The organism is Bradyrhizobium sp. CCH5-F6 (genome assembly GCF_001556045.1).
GTDB lineage: Bacteria > Pseudomonadota > Alphaproteobacteria > Rhizobiales > Xanthobacteraceae > Bradyrhizobium.
On sequence record NZ_LSIC01000073.1, the window covers coordinates 245,627 to 261,248 of the forward strand.

At 64.6% G+C, this 15,622-nt stretch carries 16 protein-coding genes; 7 read left to right on the forward strand and 9 right to left on the reverse strand.

The annotated features are described in order from the left end of the window. Nucleotides 1-159 precede the first annotated feature (159 nt). Nucleotides 160-669 carry a GNAT family N-acetyltransferase gene (locus AX729_RS13680; RefSeq protein ID WP_008136728.1) on the reverse strand — a complete coding sequence of 170 codons (510 nt, stop codon included), beginning with the start codon at nt 667-669 and terminating at the stop codon, nt 160-162. Between the two features lie 267 nt (nt 670-936). Here AX729_RS13680 and AX729_RS13685 point away from each other — a divergent pair, with 267 nt between their 5' ends. From AX729_RS13685 to AX729_RS13700, 4 genes are read left to right on the forward strand one after another with little or no spacing between them, the layout of a single operon-like run. Beyond that, complete coding sequence (locus AX729_RS13685; protein WP_061023859.1) at nt 937-1,836, forward strand: alpha/beta hydrolase family protein; 900 nt, start codon at nt 937-939, stop codon at nt 1,834-1,836. Further along, nucleotides 1,833-2,300: a DUF2269 family protein gene (locus AX729_RS13690; RefSeq protein ID WP_061023793.1), complete on the forward strand. Its 468-nt coding sequence runs from the start codon at nt 1,833-1,835 to the stop codon at nt 2,298-2,300. The genes AX729_RS13685 and AX729_RS13690 overlap by 4 nt, the downstream gene beginning before the upstream one ends. Nucleotides 2,301-2,308: 8 nt before the next feature. Further along, nucleotides 2,309-3,628, forward strand: coding sequence for an SDR family oxidoreductase (locus AX729_RS13695; protein ID WP_061023795.1), 1,320 nt, complete (start codon nt 2,309-2,311; stop codon nt 3,626-3,628). Further along, complete coding sequence (locus AX729_RS13700; protein ID WP_061023797.1) at nt 3,628-4,035, forward strand: thiol-disulfide oxidoreductase DCC family protein; 408 nt, start codon at nt 3,628-3,630, stop codon at nt 4,033-4,035. The genes AX729_RS13695 and AX729_RS13700 overlap by 1 nt, the downstream gene beginning before the upstream one ends. 24 nt (nt 4,036-4,059) lie before the next feature. Here AX729_RS13700 and AX729_RS13705 read toward each other — a convergent pair whose 3' ends face one another. The 6 genes from AX729_RS13705 to AX729_RS13730 all read right to left on the reverse strand — a co-directional run bounded on the left by AX729_RS13705 (nt 4,060) and on the right by AX729_RS13730 (nt 10,961). After that, nucleotides 4,060-5,307, reverse strand: a complete 1,248-nt coding sequence (locus AX729_RS13705) for a flavin monoamine oxidase family protein (protein ID WP_061023798.1) — start codon at nt 5,305-5,307, stop codon at nt 4,060-4,062. Nucleotides 5,308-5,472: 165 nt separating this feature from the next. Further along, entirely contained in the window at nt 5,473-7,299 is a 1,827-nt protein-coding gene (gene typA, locus AX729_RS13710; RefSeq protein WP_061023800.1) for a translational GTPase TypA, read from the reverse strand. Between the two features lie 238 nt (nt 7,300-7,537). Continuing rightward, a complete protein-coding gene (locus AX729_RS13715; RefSeq protein WP_061023802.1) occupies nt 7,538-7,834 on the reverse strand; it encodes a hypothetical protein in 297 nt (98 codons plus the stop codon). After that, nucleotides 7,831-9,273 carry a radical SAM protein gene (locus tag AX729_RS13720; protein ID WP_061023804.1) on the reverse strand — a complete coding sequence of 481 codons (1,443 nt, stop codon included), beginning with the start codon at nt 9,271-9,273 and terminating at the stop codon, nt 7,831-7,833. The genes AX729_RS13715 and AX729_RS13720 overlap by 4 nt, the downstream gene beginning before the upstream one ends. Continuing rightward, nucleotides 9,254-9,970, reverse strand: a complete 717-nt coding sequence (locus AX729_RS13725) for a prolipoprotein diacylglyceryl transferase family protein (protein WP_061023806.1) — start codon at nt 9,968-9,970, stop codon at nt 9,254-9,256. Before AX729_RS13725 ends, AX729_RS13720 begins: the two co-directional genes overlap by 20 nt. Before the next feature lie 226 nt (nt 9,971-10,196). Then, on the reverse strand, nt 10,197-10,961 hold the full coding sequence (locus AX729_RS13730) for a Crp/Fnr family transcriptional regulator (RefSeq protein WP_061023807.1): 765 nt from the start codon (nt 10,959-10,961) through the stop codon (nt 10,197-10,199). A gap of 178 nt (nt 10,962-11,139) precedes the next feature. Here AX729_RS13730 and AX729_RS13735 point away from each other — a divergent pair, with 178 nt between their 5' ends. After that, nucleotides 11,140-11,514, forward strand: coding sequence for a response regulator (locus tag AX729_RS13735; RefSeq protein WP_061023810.1), 375 nt, complete (start codon nt 11,140-11,142; stop codon nt 11,512-11,514). A gap of 7 nt (nt 11,515-11,521) precedes the next feature. Here AX729_RS13735 and AX729_RS13740 read toward each other — a convergent pair whose 3' ends face one another. Continuing rightward, nucleotides 11,522-13,063 carry an alkaline phosphatase D family protein gene (locus AX729_RS13740; protein WP_061023812.1) on the reverse strand — a complete coding sequence of 514 codons (1,542 nt, stop codon included), beginning with the start codon at nt 13,061-13,063 and terminating at the stop codon, nt 11,522-11,524. A 100-nt stretch (nt 13,064-13,163) separates the two neighbouring features. Continuing rightward, entirely contained in the window at nt 13,164-14,612 is a 1,449-nt protein-coding gene (locus AX729_RS13745) for a TAXI family TRAP transporter solute-binding subunit (protein WP_061023813.1), read from the reverse strand. A gap of 155 nt (nt 14,613-14,767) precedes the next feature. Here AX729_RS13745 and AX729_RS13750 point away from each other — a divergent pair, with 155 nt between their 5' ends. After that, the gene (locus tag AX729_RS13750; RefSeq protein WP_061023815.1) at nt 14,768-15,064 is read left to right on the forward strand and encodes a 4a-hydroxytetrahydrobiopterin dehydratase; all 297 of its coding nucleotides are present in this window, start codon (nt 14,768-14,770) and stop codon (nt 15,062-15,064) included. A 99-nt stretch (nt 15,065-15,163) separates the two neighbouring features. Further along, nucleotides 15,164-15,553, forward strand: a complete 390-nt coding sequence (locus AX729_RS13755; RefSeq protein ID WP_061023817.1) for a YkvA family protein — start codon at nt 15,164-15,166, stop codon at nt 15,551-15,553. Nucleotides 15,554-15,622: the final 69 nt, after the last annotated feature.

Sequence of the window (15,622 nt, forward strand, 5' to 3'; positions counted from 1 at the left end):
GAGGTGAAATCGCGCCCGGCAGCGATTTTGGCGCTGTCATACGCGGGCTTGGCCCGCTGATCCATCGCGTTCTTGTGAAATAATGAATCCCGCGATCACCGGCTCGAAGGCAACGGTATCGACGGACTGGGAAACGCTGCCGAATCAGGTTTCAGCAGGTCAATTGGTCCAAGCGAAGGCAACCTTGTCGAGCGACTTCGGTCCGAACCGCTCCGACGAGCGCGCCACCATGCGACCGCCCAAGGCACGGTAGAACTCCGTTGCCGGATCGTTGTCCGAGAGTGCCCACACCACCATGCTCTTCAGTCCGCTCTGCATGAGGTCGCGGCGGGCGGCCGCGAACAGGCGGCGGCCGAAGCCGAGCCCCTGGAATTCCGGACGGAGATAAAGTTCATAGATCTCGCCGTCGAAATGCAGGCTGCGGGCCCGGTTGCGGCCGTAGTTGGCGTAGCCTGCGATCTTGTCGCCGAACACGAGTACACTGACGCGGCTGCCCTTGCGGATCGCGCTGTCCCACCATTGCGGGCCGCGGCGATTGATCAGCTTTTCAAGCTCAGCGCCGGGAATGATGCCCTGATAGGCTGAACGCCAGGCTTCGTCATGAGTGGACGCGACCGCAGTTGCATCTGCAGCTTTGGCCGGCCGGACCTCGATCAGGGTTGTGCTCATGGATACGATCAAATCAAGTCGCCGCGCCGGCGGCAAGACCTATCGTTAATTATCGGTTAACCTGTGGACTTTCTGCATCAGTATTTCGACCATGTTGTACCGAAAAAGGACAAGCCGCTGCCTCGAACCGCAACCACGTGCCGCGCGTCGGTCCAAAACGACGTCTCGGCGGCGAGGGGACGGCAATGTCAGCGCAGAAAGTCGGCCGAAATTGATTCGTTCCTCCTAGTCTGGCTGTCGCTGTTCGCGCTCGCCCTCGGCCAATTCATGCGGCTCCTCAACACCATCGCGCTCCTGCCCGTGTTGGCTCTGCTGATTGCGTCCCCTCTGTTCGCCCAGGTGACGTTTGGCCCATCGGGAGGGGAGGGCGCACCGTTTCGTCGGCAAGAGTGGCGGGTGCCCGCGCCGGATACCGATGTCGCTGCGCATGCCCTCCTGTTTCGTCCCCCCGGCCCAGGTCCGTTCCGGCTCGCGGTGATCGCGCACGCCTCGACGCAGAACGCCTTGCGTCGAGCGCAAATGCCGCAGCCGGAATACCGTTCTCTCGCCGCCTATCTCGTCGCGCGCGGCTTTGCGGTGCTGGTGCCGGAGCGGCCCGGCCATGGTGCGACCGGCGGCCGCTATGTCGAGGATCAGGGCGGCTGTGACGAGGCCGACTACGCCCGCTCTGGCCGCACAACGGCCGACGCGATTTCGCTCGCGCTGGGCTTCCTGCGAAAGCAGGATTTCATTCGCAAGGACGCGGCGATCGTGATGGGCCATTCCGCCGGCGGATGGGGTGCGCTCGCGCTCGCCAATGCCGATCCGAACGCGATCTCCGCGATCACGGTGTTTGCGCCAGGGCGCGGCGGCCATGCCAATGATGAGCCGAACCGAATCTGCGCGCTGCATGCGCTGCTCGCCGCTGCAACGGAGTTCGGCATGGCGGCGCGCATTCCCGTCACATGGCTTGTCGCAAGCAATGACAGCTATTTCTCGCCCGCATTTTCGCAAAAGCTTGCCGATGCGTTTCGAGGAAGTGGCGGCAAGGCCGAGCTGCGATTCCTGCCGGCCGTTGGTAGCGAAGGTCACTGGATGATCGAAACCGAAGCTGGCGTCAAAGCCGCAGGCAGTGCGCTCGAGCGCGCGCTGAACCCGCCCAAGCCTGTAGCGACCAAGAAGCCATGACGCTGTATTTTCTGGTCAAGTTTCTTCATGTGCTCGGCGCCATCGTCATCCTCGGCACAGGAACCGGCATCGCCTTCTTCATGCTGATGGCGCATCGCACGCTTGACGTGGCGTTCATCGCGCGTACCGCTTCCGTGGTGGTGATTGCAGATGCGATCTTCACACTGTCGGCGGTAATCCTCCAGCCCGTCAGCGGCGGCCTGCTGATGCTGCTGTCTTCCACATCGATCACGGAACGCTGGCTGCTCGCTTCGCTGGCGCTCTACGCCATCGCCGGCCTGTTCTGGATTCCCGTCGTGTTCATGCAGATCGAGATGCGCGATCTCGCGCGCAAGGCCGCCGCTCAGCGCGCTTCGCTCCCCGCGCGCTACTTCGTCCTGTTCCGCCGCTGGTTCACGTTCGGCTTCCCCGGCTTCGGGGCGACCCTGCTGATCCTCTGGCTGATGATCGCAAAACCGTTCTGAGAGAAGCGATGAGTGAGCGAACCATCCTGGTGCTCGGCGCCTCCGGCCTGATCGGCCGCTTCGTCACCGACGATCTGCGCGGGCGGGGCTTTCGCGTCGTCGGCGTGGCGCGCAGCCTGTCGCCGGCGCAGGCAATGAGCGCGCTGGACATCGAGCTGCCGATCCTCTCGCTCGATGCGACCGCGTTGACGCGTCTCCTCAGCGATCATGCCGTCGATGTCGTGGTGAACTGCCTCGGCGTGCTCCAGGATGGTCCCGGCAGCAACACGAGCGCGGTGCATCGCGAATTCGTCGCGCGCCTGCTTCAGGCGATCGGCGGTAGCGGCCGCGCGATCCGGCTGGTGCATATCTCGATTCCCGGCACCGCCGAGACGGATCGCACCGCCTTCGCCACGACCAAGCGCGAGGCCGAGCGCTTGATTACGGCCTCTGGCATTCCCCATGCCATCCTGCGGCCCGGCTTCGTGGTCGCGCCGTCAGCCTATGGCGGCAGCGCCATGCTCCGCGCGCTTGCCGCCTTCCCGCTCGATTTGCCGGCAAAGGAAATGGCAACGCCATTCCAGCCCGTCGCGATCGAGGACATTTCGGCGACCATCGCCTGGCTCGCCGCACGCGACATCGACGATGCATCCGTGACGGCGGTGAGCTGGGACCTCATGCAGGCGGAGCCCGTCACGATGGCCGGAGTGATCGAGCCGTTTCGCCTCGCGTACGGCACGGCCGGTTGGCCGCGTTTCGCGATGCCGCGCCTCATGCTCGATCTCGGCGCGAAGATCGGTGATCTCGCCAACTATTTCGGCTGGGTGCCGCCGATGCGTTCCACGGCCATCGCCGAGCTGCGCCGCGGCGTGCGAGGTGATCCCACGGCGTGGATCGCCGCCACGGGCATCGCGCCGAAGACGCTGGCGGATGCGGTTGGACGCCGTCCCGCCACCATCCAGGACAAATGGTTCGCGCGGCTGTTCCTGGTCAAGGCGCTGATCTTCGCGAGCCTGGTCGCATTCTGGATCGTCTCGGGGTTCATCGCGCTGTTCGTGTCCTATCGCGCCGCCGCCGGAATCCTGATCGCGCACAATTTTCCGCCGGCGCTGGTCGATCTTATCACCATCGGCACAAGCCTGATGGACATGAGCATCGGTGCCTTGATTGCCTTCCGCCGCACCGCGGCGATCGGGCTCGTCGCGGGCATCGTCGCCTCGCTCGGCTACATGTTCGGTGCGGCGATCCTCACGCCCGACCTCTGGATCGAGCCGCTTGGCGCGCTGGTGAAGACGGGACCGGCCATCGTACTGATGTTCGTCGCGCTGCTCATGCTGGACAATCGCTGATGCCCAAATGGCCCGACGATGACGTGATCCTGTTCGACGGCGTCTGCATCTTCTGCTCGCGCTGGGTCCGCTTCGTCGCCAGGCGCGACGCGGAGAAGAGGTTTCGGTTCACGCCGATCCAGTCGGACTATGGGGCTCGGCTTGCGCGCACGTTCGGCATCGATCCGGATGATCCCGACACGAACGCGGTCGTCCACGGCGGCGAGGCATTCATGAAGTCCGACGCCGCGCTGACCGTGCTGTCGAAGTTGTCCGGCTGGGGTTGGACGCGCGTACTATTTGCCGTGCCCAAGCCATTACGTGACGCCGTCTACAGCCTCGTCGCGCGCAACCGCTATCGCATCTTCGGCAAGTATGACGCCTGTTTTGTGCCGGATGCCGATTTGCGCGCACGGGTGATCGAGTAGCACTCGCAATAACGCAGTGTGGGGTTACGGCTTACCCAATACCGCCAGCACTTCCTTTGCCGCCCGCTCGCCGCTGTCCCTCGCGCCATGCGCCGTCGTGAAGAAGGTCGGCGACGTTGCTTCGCCGGCGAAGAACAGCCGGGCATCCACCGGTGCGGCCAGCACCGCGCGATCGCCTGCGTGCCCGGGCAGTGCGTGAGAATAGGATCCCCGCGCGAACGGATCGCGCGCCCAGCGCGACTCGTAGAGCGGCTTCAGCTTGCGGCGGATGTCGTTGCCGAGGAAGCCCGCGATCTCGTCGATGCTCTGCGCGGCAATGGCGCCCTCGCCGGCGTTTTCCAGCTCGCGCGCGAAGCTGCCGCCGAAGAAGCCTTCGATGCAGGGCTGGCCGAACGGGCGGATGTGGTAGGTGCCCATGTCCGTGCGCATGGTGGCGCCGCGGAGGTTGCCTTCCTTGGGAAAGGCCTCGGCGTCGTCGAGCGCAAGCGTCACCTTGTCGTCGACGCCGAGCGGCAGGCCGGCGGCGGCATCGACCTTGGCCGGAAGCGGCGGTGAGAAGCGAATCGCTTCCTCAGCGATCAGGTTGGTCGGCACCGTGACGATCACCTTGTCGGCTGTCAGTGTACCCAGCGATGTCTCGATGCGGATGTGTTTTTCAGAATGGTCGATCAGCGTGACGTTGCAGCTCAGCGCCACGGGGCAGGGTGCACCATACGCTGCAACCAGCGCGCCATAGCCACGGCGGACGCGCCAGTTGAGGCCCGTGTCCTCATAGGCGTCCCAGTCCAGCGTGGACATGTCCTTGAGTTCGCAGCCGTTGATGTAGGTCGAGATCGCGTCGATCATCGGGTTCCAGCGATTGCCGGCCTCGAGGCTCAGGTTCGCGGGTTCGTCCTTGCCCTTTTGCGCGGCTTCCCACAGGCGCTCATAGAACGCGTCCATCGCGCGCATGAAATCGTCGCGATCGGCCTGCGGGAAAGCGTTGCCGAAGGCGCGCTCGCGCCAGGGCGGCAGGTCCTTGTTGAGCTCGAAACCGAGCTTCCGCGCGATCGGCACGTAGGAGTTCTTGTCCGCGGAGTGAAGCCAGCCGCAGCCGACGTCGAACGTCACCTCGGGCGAGGCCTGCACGGTCCAGGCGCGGCCGCCGAGCCGGTCACGGGCCTCCAGCACGATCACGGACAGGCCGGAGCCAGTCAGCGCGTGCGCCGCGCCGAGGCCGGCGGCACCGGCGCCGATGATCGCGACGTCGACGGAGGAGGGGAGGGAGGCCATGGTCGGGCTCTAGCACGTTCGCGGGGTGGCTACCACAAACGAGCTGTCATCACCCGCGAAGGCGGGTGATCCAGTATTCCAGAGACCATCGTGATTGACGGAGAGGCTGCGGCGTACTGGATTCCCCGCCTGCGCGGGGAATGACAGTGATCGAGAACGGCGGCCTTACGCCACCGCTTCCTTGGACTTTTCCGCGCGCTTGCGCTCGTTGGGGTCGAGGTGCTTCTTGCGCAGGCGGATCGACTTCGGAGTGACCTCGACGAGCTCGTCGTCCTCGATATAGGCGAGCGCCTTTTCGAGGGTCATGCGGATCGGCGGGGTCAGGCGCACGGCTTCGTCCTTTGAGGTCGTGCGGATGTTGGTGAGCTGCTTGCCCTTGAGCACGTTGATCTCGAGATCGTTGTCGCGCGTGTGCTCGCCGACGATCATGCCCTTGTAGACCTTCCAGCCCGGCTCGATCATCATCGGGCCGCGGTCTTCCAGCTTGAACATGGCATAGGCCACCGCCTCGCCCTGGTCGTTGGAGATCAGGACGCCGTTGCGGCGGCCCTGGATTTCGCCCTTGTACGGGGCGTAGCCGTGGAACAGGCGGTTCATGATCGCCGTGCCGCGGGTGTCGGTGAGCAGCTCGCCCTGGTAGCCGATCAGGCCGCGGGTCGGCGCGTAGAAAACCAGGCGCTGACGGTTGCCGCCCGAGGGCTTCATCTCGATCAGCTCGGACTTGCGCTCGCTCATCTTCTGCACGACGACGCCGGAGTGCTCCTCGTCGACGTCGATGACGACTTCCTCGATCGGCTCCATGGTGGCGCCGGTGGCCTCGTCCTTCTGGAACACGACGCGCGGACGCGACACCGAGAGCTCGAAGCCCTCGCGACGCATGGTCTCGATCAGGATCGCGAGCTGCAATTCGCCGCGGCCCGAGACTTCCATCGCGTCCTTGTCGGCGGCTTCGACCACACGCAGCGCGACGTTGCCCTCGGCCTCGCGCAACAAGCGGTCGCGGATCATGCGGCTCGTCACCTTGTCGCCTTCGGTGCCGGCGAGCGGAGAATTGTTGACGATGAACGACATCGAGACGGTCGGCGGGTCGATCGGCTGCGCCGGCAGCGGCATCTCGACGGTCGGATCGCAGAACGTGTCGGCGACGGTGCCCTTGGTGAGACCCGCGATGGCGACGATGTCGCCGGCTTCGGCTTCATCGAGCGGGGTACGCTCGAGGCCGCGGAACGCGAGGATCTTGGTGATGCGTCCGGACTCGACCAGCTTGCCGTCGGCGTTCAGCACCTTGACCTGCTGGTTCGGCTTCAGCGTGCCGGAGGAGATGCGGCCGGTGATGATACGGCCGAGATAGGGGTTGGCTTCGAGGATGGTGCCGATCATCCGGAACGGCCCCTCTTCGACCTTCGGCGGCGCGACGTGGCGCAGGATCAGATCGAACAGCGGCTCCATGCCCTTGTCCTTCGGGCCCTCCGGGCTCTCGGCCATCCAGCCCTGCTTGGCCGACCCGTAGAGGATCGGGAAGTCGAGCTGCTCCTCGCTGGCATCGAGCGCCGCGAACAGGTCGAACACCTCGTTGATGACTTCGGTCGGACGCGCATCGGGACGGTCGACCTTGTTGATGACGACGATCGGCTTCAGGCCGACCTTGAGCGCCTTGGACACCACGAACTTGGTCTGCGGCAGCGGGCCTTCCGCGGCGTCCACCAGCACCAGGGCGCCGTCCACCATGTTCAGGATGCGCTCGACCTCGCCGCCGAAATCGGCGTGGCCGGGGGTGTCGACGATGTTGACGCGGGTGTCCTTCCACTGCACCGAGGCCGCCTTGGCCAGGATGGTGATGCCACGCTCGCGCTCCAGGTCGTTGGAGTCCATGGCGCGATCGGTCACCTTCTGGTTCTCGCGGAACGTGCCGGATTGCTGGAGGAGCTTGTCGACCAGGGTCGTCTTGCCGTGGTCGACGTGGGCGATGATGGCGACGTTACGAAGATTCATGAGTGAGCTTCTTTGCGGTCGAACAATGGGTTAAGCGCGATCTCGCCGGTCGGACCGGGACCTCTTCTCGAAACAACGCTGGAAGACTGGAAACAGGGCGCTTTGCGCCCAAAAAGGAAGCCCGGTCATATCGACCGGGCGCCCTACGCGTTGCGGCGCAATATATGCAAAAACCGCCAAAAAACAATGTGTTCTTTGGCCGTTGGTTGATTGAATTTTGTCCGGGAATTTCCGGAGCTTAAGGCCGGGTTCCTGGGTGAGCAGGTGCCTTTCGCCCCTTGATGGCCGCCCAGATCAGGGCAACGCCCCCGATCCCGACGACCAGCCCCAGGAAGACCAGCGGAGCGATGTCGGCGGCGATCTTGCCGTCCTCGAACACCGACATTCCGCCGAACAGCAGCGCGCAGGCACCCGGCAGCAGCATGAAGATCCCGAAGATCGCCATGAGCGCGGTCAGGCAGCCGCTGCGCTTTTGCGTCAGCGGAGGAGGCGGCGGAGCGGGAGGTGCGGGCGGCGGTGTGTCGCTGATGCTCATGCCTGCAAGGCTCCTTGGGTCGCCTGAGCGGCCAGCCTGGCGCGGATGCCGTCGATCTTTCCGTTCCGATAGAACAGATTGTAGGTGTCGAACGGAATGATCGCGCCCTGCTCCGTCACGAAATGGATGCAGGAGCGCTTGACGTTGCCGACGCAGAAATTGAAGCGGTCGAGAAACTGCACGATGGTGACGCGGAAGACGTTTTCGTAAGTGAGCCCGTCCGGGACCTGAAAGCTCGGCAGGCAGCACAGCAATTCGCAGACGCGCTCGCTGGTGTTCAGTGGCCCCGACGACAGCGAGAACAGGTCCAAGAACTTCTCCTGGAATTTCTCCCGCAGCATCGGATATTTCTCCGGGCTGATGGTGTTGGGCATCACCGCGACCAGCTGTTCCTGCGGAATCAGAGAGGTCAGCGGCAGCACCTTGTCGCCGTTGCGCAGGCCATAGCCGATCGAGATGCTCTCGGGATTGCAGGGTAGCGGGATCATGTCCTTGTCGCCGAACACGCCGGTCTCGATCACGCGCTTGCGGATCTCCGACAGCATGATGCGGTCGGTGGTCTTGTCGAAATCCTCGTTGCGACCGGCATCCTGCACCGGCTGGAGCGTGACACCGCGAACGCATTTCCAGGCCAGCGCGTGGCGCACGATGTCGCCGATCTCGGCATCGTTGACGCCGCGCTTGATGGTCGCGACCAGCGTGGTCGACACGCCATAATGCTCGAGATTCTCCAGGGCCTGCTGGCGGATCTTTCGCAGGTCCGCGCCGCGCAGATTGATCAGGGCATCGCGCTGAAGCGAATCGAACTGGAGATAGACCTCGAGCCCGCGCCTGTTCTCGGCGAGCCGCGCCACGAAATCCTTCTCGCGAGCGATGCGCAGGCCGTTGGTGTTGATCATGACATGGCGGATCGGGCGGGCGCGCACGGCGTCCAGGATCTCGAAGAAGTCGGGATGCAGCGTCGGCTCGCCGCCGGAAATCTGCACCAGGTCAGGTTCGCCCTCGCTCGCCACCAGCGCGTCCAGCATCTTCTCGACCGTTGCGAGCGGGGTGAATTTCGTCCGTGCAGGCGCCGATTCGGCAAAGCAGACCGGGCAGGTGAGATTGCAGTGCTCGGTGATCTCGATCAGTGCGAGGCAGGAATGCTGCTCGTGGTCGGCGCAGAGGCCGCAATCATAGGGACAGCCGAACTCCGTGCGGCTCTGAAAATGCAGCGGCCGGTCACCCGGCTTGATGAAGTCCTTGCACAGACGCCAATAGGCCGCGTCCGTCGACACCAGCGTCGATTGGACGCCATGCTGCTTGCAGCGCTTTTCGTACCAGACCTCGTTGCCGAGAATCTGGATCTTGGTCGGCACCAGCGTCAGGCAGGTCTCGCAGAGGGACTGAGTCTGGCCCCAGAAGACATAGGGACGCGACTTACGCAGCGGCGCGTTCATGCAGGGACCTCGCTTCGGGCGCCGTCGCCAGCATGAATGCGGCGTAGAGCAGGATGGATAGCGACAGCAGGTGAAACAGCGTGAAGGGGCCGATCAGCGTGCCATAAGGCTTGAGGAATTCCCACAGGAAGCGCTGCGCTCCATAATAGACGAGGACGAGGTAGAAACCATTGGTGATCACGAACGCGTTTCGGTTCAAGGCCGCCACGACGTAGACGATCGCGAAGACGGCCATGGCTGCGCTCTCGTAGAGCTGCACGGGATGGCGAAGGATGCCATCGCCGAAATCATGGCCGAAAGGCTGCGTCGTCGGTGTGCCATAGGTGAAGTCGTCGAGGCCGGCGAAGTAGCAGCCGAGCCGGCCGATCGCGATGCCGAGCGCCAGGGGCAGCGCAAACCGGGCGCCGGTTCGCACCGCGATCCCCGCGGACCATTTGTAGAGCTCGATCGCCACGATGCCGCCGGCCAGCGCGCCCTCCACCGAGCGCGCGATGCCGCTCTGGCCCGAGAGCCAAAGATTGGCCGACCCGAACAGATAGGCGCCAAGGCCGGCGCCGAACACCAGAGCGGCGATATACGGTAGCTCGAAGGATTGCGCCGGAAACTGCAAGCCCTGTCGCGCCAGCCACCAGACGGCGGCGGCCGCCGCCAGCCACGCCAAGACGTCGAAGATGGTGTGAAGAAAAGCCCCGCTCATGCGGAACCGACTATAGCACGCTTTCGATCAGAAGGGCGCGCCGCTCATTGCTGTGCCTTCTCCCCTTGTGGGCCCTTGTGGGAGAGGGCGTCACCCCTCGCAGACACAGGCTCACTGGGGTGAGGGGTCTTTCTCGGCAGACGAACTCGCGGAGAGAACCCCTCATCCGACGCGCGCACTGCGCGCGTCACCTTCTCCCACAAGGGGAGAAGGAAGAAGCCTTTTGCTAACCGGCTTCCCGCTCCTCGGTCGGGTAGACGCCGCGCAGCACCTCCTCGAAATGCATCTTCACGGCATCGTTGCACAGACAGGCGCGAAGCTTCAGGCCATCGCGGTTGCGAACCAGGATCGAACCCCGCCTCGTGTCGAGAATCCGTTCCGCCTTGAACGATTGGAGCACGCGGCTGGCATAGCTGCGGCCGACGCCGAGCAGCGTCGCGAGCTGTTCGTGGGTCAGCGGCACGCTGGTTTCGTCGCCGGTCCGCTCCATCGCCGCCAGGATCCATTTGGCGGTACGCTGCTCTATCGAATGGATCGCGTTGCAGGCGGTCGACTGGAAGATCTGGGCCAGCAGGCAATCGGCATAGCGGGCAAAGATGTTGCGCAGGGATGCCGAGCGCTGCTTGGCGGCTTCCAGCTTCCCGACATGGATCCGCGCGAACGGCCCGCCGAACTTTACACAGATGCGGGTGTAGGCCGGCAGGAATCCCTCGCTGACGATGCCGCCCACCGCGCCTTCGCGGCCGACCAGGATGGTTTCGACGTCACGGCCGTCCTCGTTGGGGACGAGGAAAGTCGCGAGCGACGGCCCGCAGGGGAAATGGACGACCTGTACGTCGTCGCCGGGATTGTAGAGCAATTGCCCTGCCGCGGAATCTTCGACGGTCACGTGCGATGCAAGGAGGGCATAGTCCGCCTGGCTCAAACGCCGCAGCAGATTATTGGCCGGCCGACTCTCGACCTGGGTGACCTTGGTGATGTGCGCGTCCATCCTCAACTCCCGTCCTTGCTGTCACCTTAGCGAGTTCCATCCGTTCCCTATGTGCACAAGTGGACAGACTGGAGAACGTTGATGTGGTGAGTTTCGTTCCGGGAACCCTCCGATGTGCTGCGCGCAGGCATCGTGTCGCGGCAGTCCTGATCCGAAAACCCCAACGCACGATGCGATCATGGCACCCGTACCCTCCGACGGCTCCGGCTCGCCGGCCGATGTTCTGATCGTCGAGGACGATCCGATCATCGCGATCGATTACGAGGACCGTCTCCTCGGCTTCGGTGTGACGAGCGTACGCACCGTCGGTTCGGTGATGCAGGCGCTGGATGCCATCGCAAAGCGTACGCCCGATTTCGCGCTGCTCGATGTCGAGCTGATCCGCGAGACGAGCTTTGCGATCGCCGAGCGGCTGATCGCGTTGAAGGTTCCGTTCGTTTTCGTCACCGGCTACGGCGCCGAGGCGCGTATTCCGCCCGAACTGGCAGGTCGGCCGCGGTTGCAAAAGCCGTGTTCGAGCGACGCGCTCGAAGCGGCGCTTAACGTGCGCTGACCAGCGATCAGCTCTGCTTCGGGTCAAGCGTCGTCGACCACAGTGCCACGTCGGCGCGGTCGCGCAGGGTCACCGTCATCTGGCCGGACGCGCCGTCGATCTTGACGTGACCGAAGAACTGCATGCCCGCGGACGGCGGCAGGTTCTGGCTGCCCTTGCCCGGCGCCTTGACGAAGCGCACCTCGGGCCCGAACGTGTTGTCGAGCGCGTTGGGACCGAAAGTTCCGGCGTGCAGAGGGCCGGACACGAACTCCCAGAACGGATCGAACTCCTGGAATTGCGCCTTGTTCGGATCGTAATAGTGCGCGGCGGCGTAATGCACGTCCGCCGTCAGCCACACGGTGTTGCTGATCGGCGCCATCTTGATGAAGCGCAGGATGTCGGCGATCTCAAGCTCGCGGCCACGCACCGGGCCGTCGCCCTGCGCAACGGCTTCCGAGCCTCCCTTTGGCGTGTCCGAGACGATCAGGCCGATCGGCATGTCCGACGCGATCACCTTCCATGTCGCCCGCGAATTGAGGAGGCCGCGCTTGAGCCAGGCGATCTGGTCCGGGCCGAGGAAGTAGCTTGCGGGGCCGTAGGCGGCCTCGAGATTGGGCCCGTTCGGGCCGCGATAGCTGCGCTCGTCGAGCACGAACACGTCGAGATGCGGGCCGTAGGAGATCTGGCGATAGACGCGGCCGGGCTCAGCGATGCTCTCGCGCATCGGGTACATCTCGTGGAAGGCGCGCCCTGCGCGGGCCGCGAGCAGCGAAATGTCGCGCACCTTGTAGGCGGCCGGCAGCTCTTTCGACGGCGACCAGTTGTTGGTCACCTCGTGATCGTCCCACTGCACGAAGATCGGCACCTCGGCATTGAAGGCGCGGAGGTTGTCGTCGGTGAGATTGTATTTGTGCGCGGCGCGGTACTCGTCCAGCGTCTCGGCGACCTTCGCCTTCTCCGGGATGGTCAGATTCTTCCAGATCTTGCCGTCGGCGAGCTTCACCTCGGATTGGATCGGACCGTCGGCATAGATCGTGTCGCCGGAATGCAGGAAGAAATCCGGCCGGTGCTTGCGCATCGCCTGGAAGGTGAGCATGCCGCCGTCGTCGGGGTTGATGCCCCAGCCCTGGCCGGCGACGTCGCCGCCCCAGACGAAGTTGACGTCGCGGCGGTCGGCCGGCGCGGTCCGGAAGCGGCCGACCACGGGCTCGCCCTCGACCGCGCTGTGCGAGAGATCGCGGAAGCGGACGCGGTAGAAGATGTCCTGGCCGCCCGGCAGGTTCTCCAGCAGCATTTTTGCCGTGAAGTCGCTCTCGGGAAGCGCGGCGATCGGCGGCAGCGCACGGGCATCCCTGAACGTATCAGTCGTCGCGACCTCGACCAGCATCTGCGCCGGCCGGTCGGTACGCGCCCAGACCACACCGCCGTCGACGGTGACGTCGCCAGACTGCAAGCCATGGGTGACCGCCGGCCGGTCCGCGGCGCGCGAGAGATAGGGCATCGCGACCGCGCCAAGTGCGCCGGCGCTTGTGGTGAGGAAGCGGCGGCGGGAGAATTTGATGTTCATGAAGCGTTTTTTCGAGAGCTGAGATCGCGCAGTGCGCGCTCCGGAATGACGATGAACTATATTGAGACGATGTGACGCAGCAATTACGTGCGCAAGGCGTTCACGCGTTGCCGGCAGCTCTGAACTGCGTGCCGGCGCGTTGCAGGTTCTGCGGCAGGCTCATCAGCAGCGCCTTGCGGTCGGCGACCGCGGAGTGGAACTGGTCGAGTGCGATGTTGAAGGCGGTGAGCGCGCCTTCCTCGATCGCGCCGTGATCGTAGCAGCGCAGCGTATCGCGCAGGATGTCGTCGGCCTCGGTCTGCATCTGATCGAGCTCATCGGTCGTCTCGCACTTGCGTGCAGCGGCGATCATGTCGAGCAGGCGTTCGCGCTGATGATTGTTGCTGTCGCGCTCGTCCTTCTTCAGATAGCCGGCGAACCAGGCACCGATCGAGCCCATGGCCGAAAGCGCCATCAGGCCCCACCAGATGTAATCGCTGTATCTGTCGAGGAACGTCTTTTCCTCGCCGTCGACGAAGGCGGCTGCACCCGGGTGCACCGGGATCACCGCATCCTTGTCGGTGTCGGGCGTTTCGATCTTCGCCGCCAACGGGAATTCCGTCACCAGTTGCTGGCGCACGGCGAAGAGCTGCCGCGTGAACGCCGCGATGGTGGATTCGGACACGCCTCTGCGCGCCACGATGTGGTGCGAGAAGCTGATGGTCTTGACCTCGTCCTCGGGGCGAGCGGGCGAGCCACCATAGGTGCCGGCGGGAATCTCGGACGCTTCGTAGACCGGATGGTTTTGCGCGATCGCGTCCGCCGAATCGATCGCGAGGAAGGTGGGAGCGCCGAAATCCTTGGTGGAGGCGGCGATCGCATCCGACGTGATCTTGCTGTTGACGGGGCCGGCCGCGAGATAGACGTCGGCCTTCTGCGCCTTGATCGCCTCGGCTGCTTCGTTCGCCGGGAATTGCACGATCTCGACCTTGGCGGGATCGACGCCGTATTGCTGGAGGATCACCTTGAGCAAATTGACGTTGGCCTGGGTGCGGCCGACCACACCGACGCGATGGCCGGCGAGCTGCGCGATCTTGGTGATCTTTGGGCCGCGCTTCTTGCCTTTGCCCGGCACGGACCACAGCACCACGACGTTCTTGCGCAGGGTCGCGACCGCTTGCGCGTTCTTGGGCACGTCGACGTCGCCGCGCACGATGGCGAGATCGACCTTGCCTTCCTTGAGTGCCTCGGCGCTGGCTGTGGCGCCGTCGGTCTGGAACGGCCGCAGCCGCACATAGCTCTTGGTCTGCGTGAAGGCCTGCGTCAGCGTCTGCACGACCTTGACGTCGTCGCTGTTGGCCGGACCAACTGCGATTCTCAGCGTCACCGGACGCATCGCGAAGTAATAGCCGCCTGCGAGCGCGCCGACGATCGCGAGCACGAGCGCCAGAGTCACGAGCGCCGTCTTCCGCGCCGCGGATCGCGGCGAAGGAGGAGGAGGGGGCGCTTCGGCCAGGTCCAATCCCCCGGTCATTGATCTCCCAAACAGGCGCTTCAGGCTCAGTTTCATCTTGAGCCGGCGGTGTACGCTCGTAATTGTAGCAAATTTCCTGTCCAGCCGGGGTTACATCTCCGTCATGGTTAGCGGATGCAGGAAATCCCGTATGAACCCGGGTGCCGGCGCGGTGTTAGGGTAAAGTTCCCCTAACGGACGGAGACGACACAATGGCAGAACGGCTTTCGGCGGAGGCGCGCAAGCAGGCGATGGGCGAACTACCGGGCTGGACCGACGTCCAGGGCCGCGACGCCATCGCGAAAACCTTTGTCTTCAGGGATTTCAACGAGGCGTTCGGCTTCATGACCCGCGCCGCGCTGGTCGCCGAGAAGATGGACCACCATCCCGAATGGCGCAACGTCTACAAGACGGTGGAGGTGGTGCTGTCGACCCATGACGCCGGCGGCGTCACCGCGCGCGACATTGCGCTGGCCAAGGCGATGAACGCCATCGCAGGTTCAGGCTGACGACAAGCTGACGTCTTGCAGGGACCGGCGGCATCCCCATGTTGTGATCAGCCGGGATGGCGCGATCCGCCGCCTCCGGCAAAACGGGGAGTATGGAGCATGGCTGCCGAGCACAGCGTCGGCTTCGAGCCGGCCGATCGGCTCGCGGAAGATCGCGAGAGCGTGCGCCGCCGCTTCTGGCGCAAGCTGAAGCATGTCGCCGCGCGATTGCCGTTCGCGGAAGACTTGCTTGCCGCCTATTACTGCGCGTTCGACCGGCAGACGCCGCGCCACGTCCAGGCCTCGCTGCTCGGGGCCATCGCCTACTTCATCCTGCCGTTCGACTTCGTCGCCGACGTGATGCCCATCCTCGGCTTCGCCGATGACGCCGCCGTGCTCGCCACCGCCATCCGCATGGTTGCAGGCCACATCACGAACGAGCATCGCGAGGCCGCCCGCGCCGCGCTGAAGCGCGGGGTGGGTGAAGCGGAGGCGGACGCAGCGCAATAGATTCGCCACCAGCACACTGTCATGCCCCGGCTTGACCGGGGCATCCAGGGCGGATTCAACCGTTCGTCG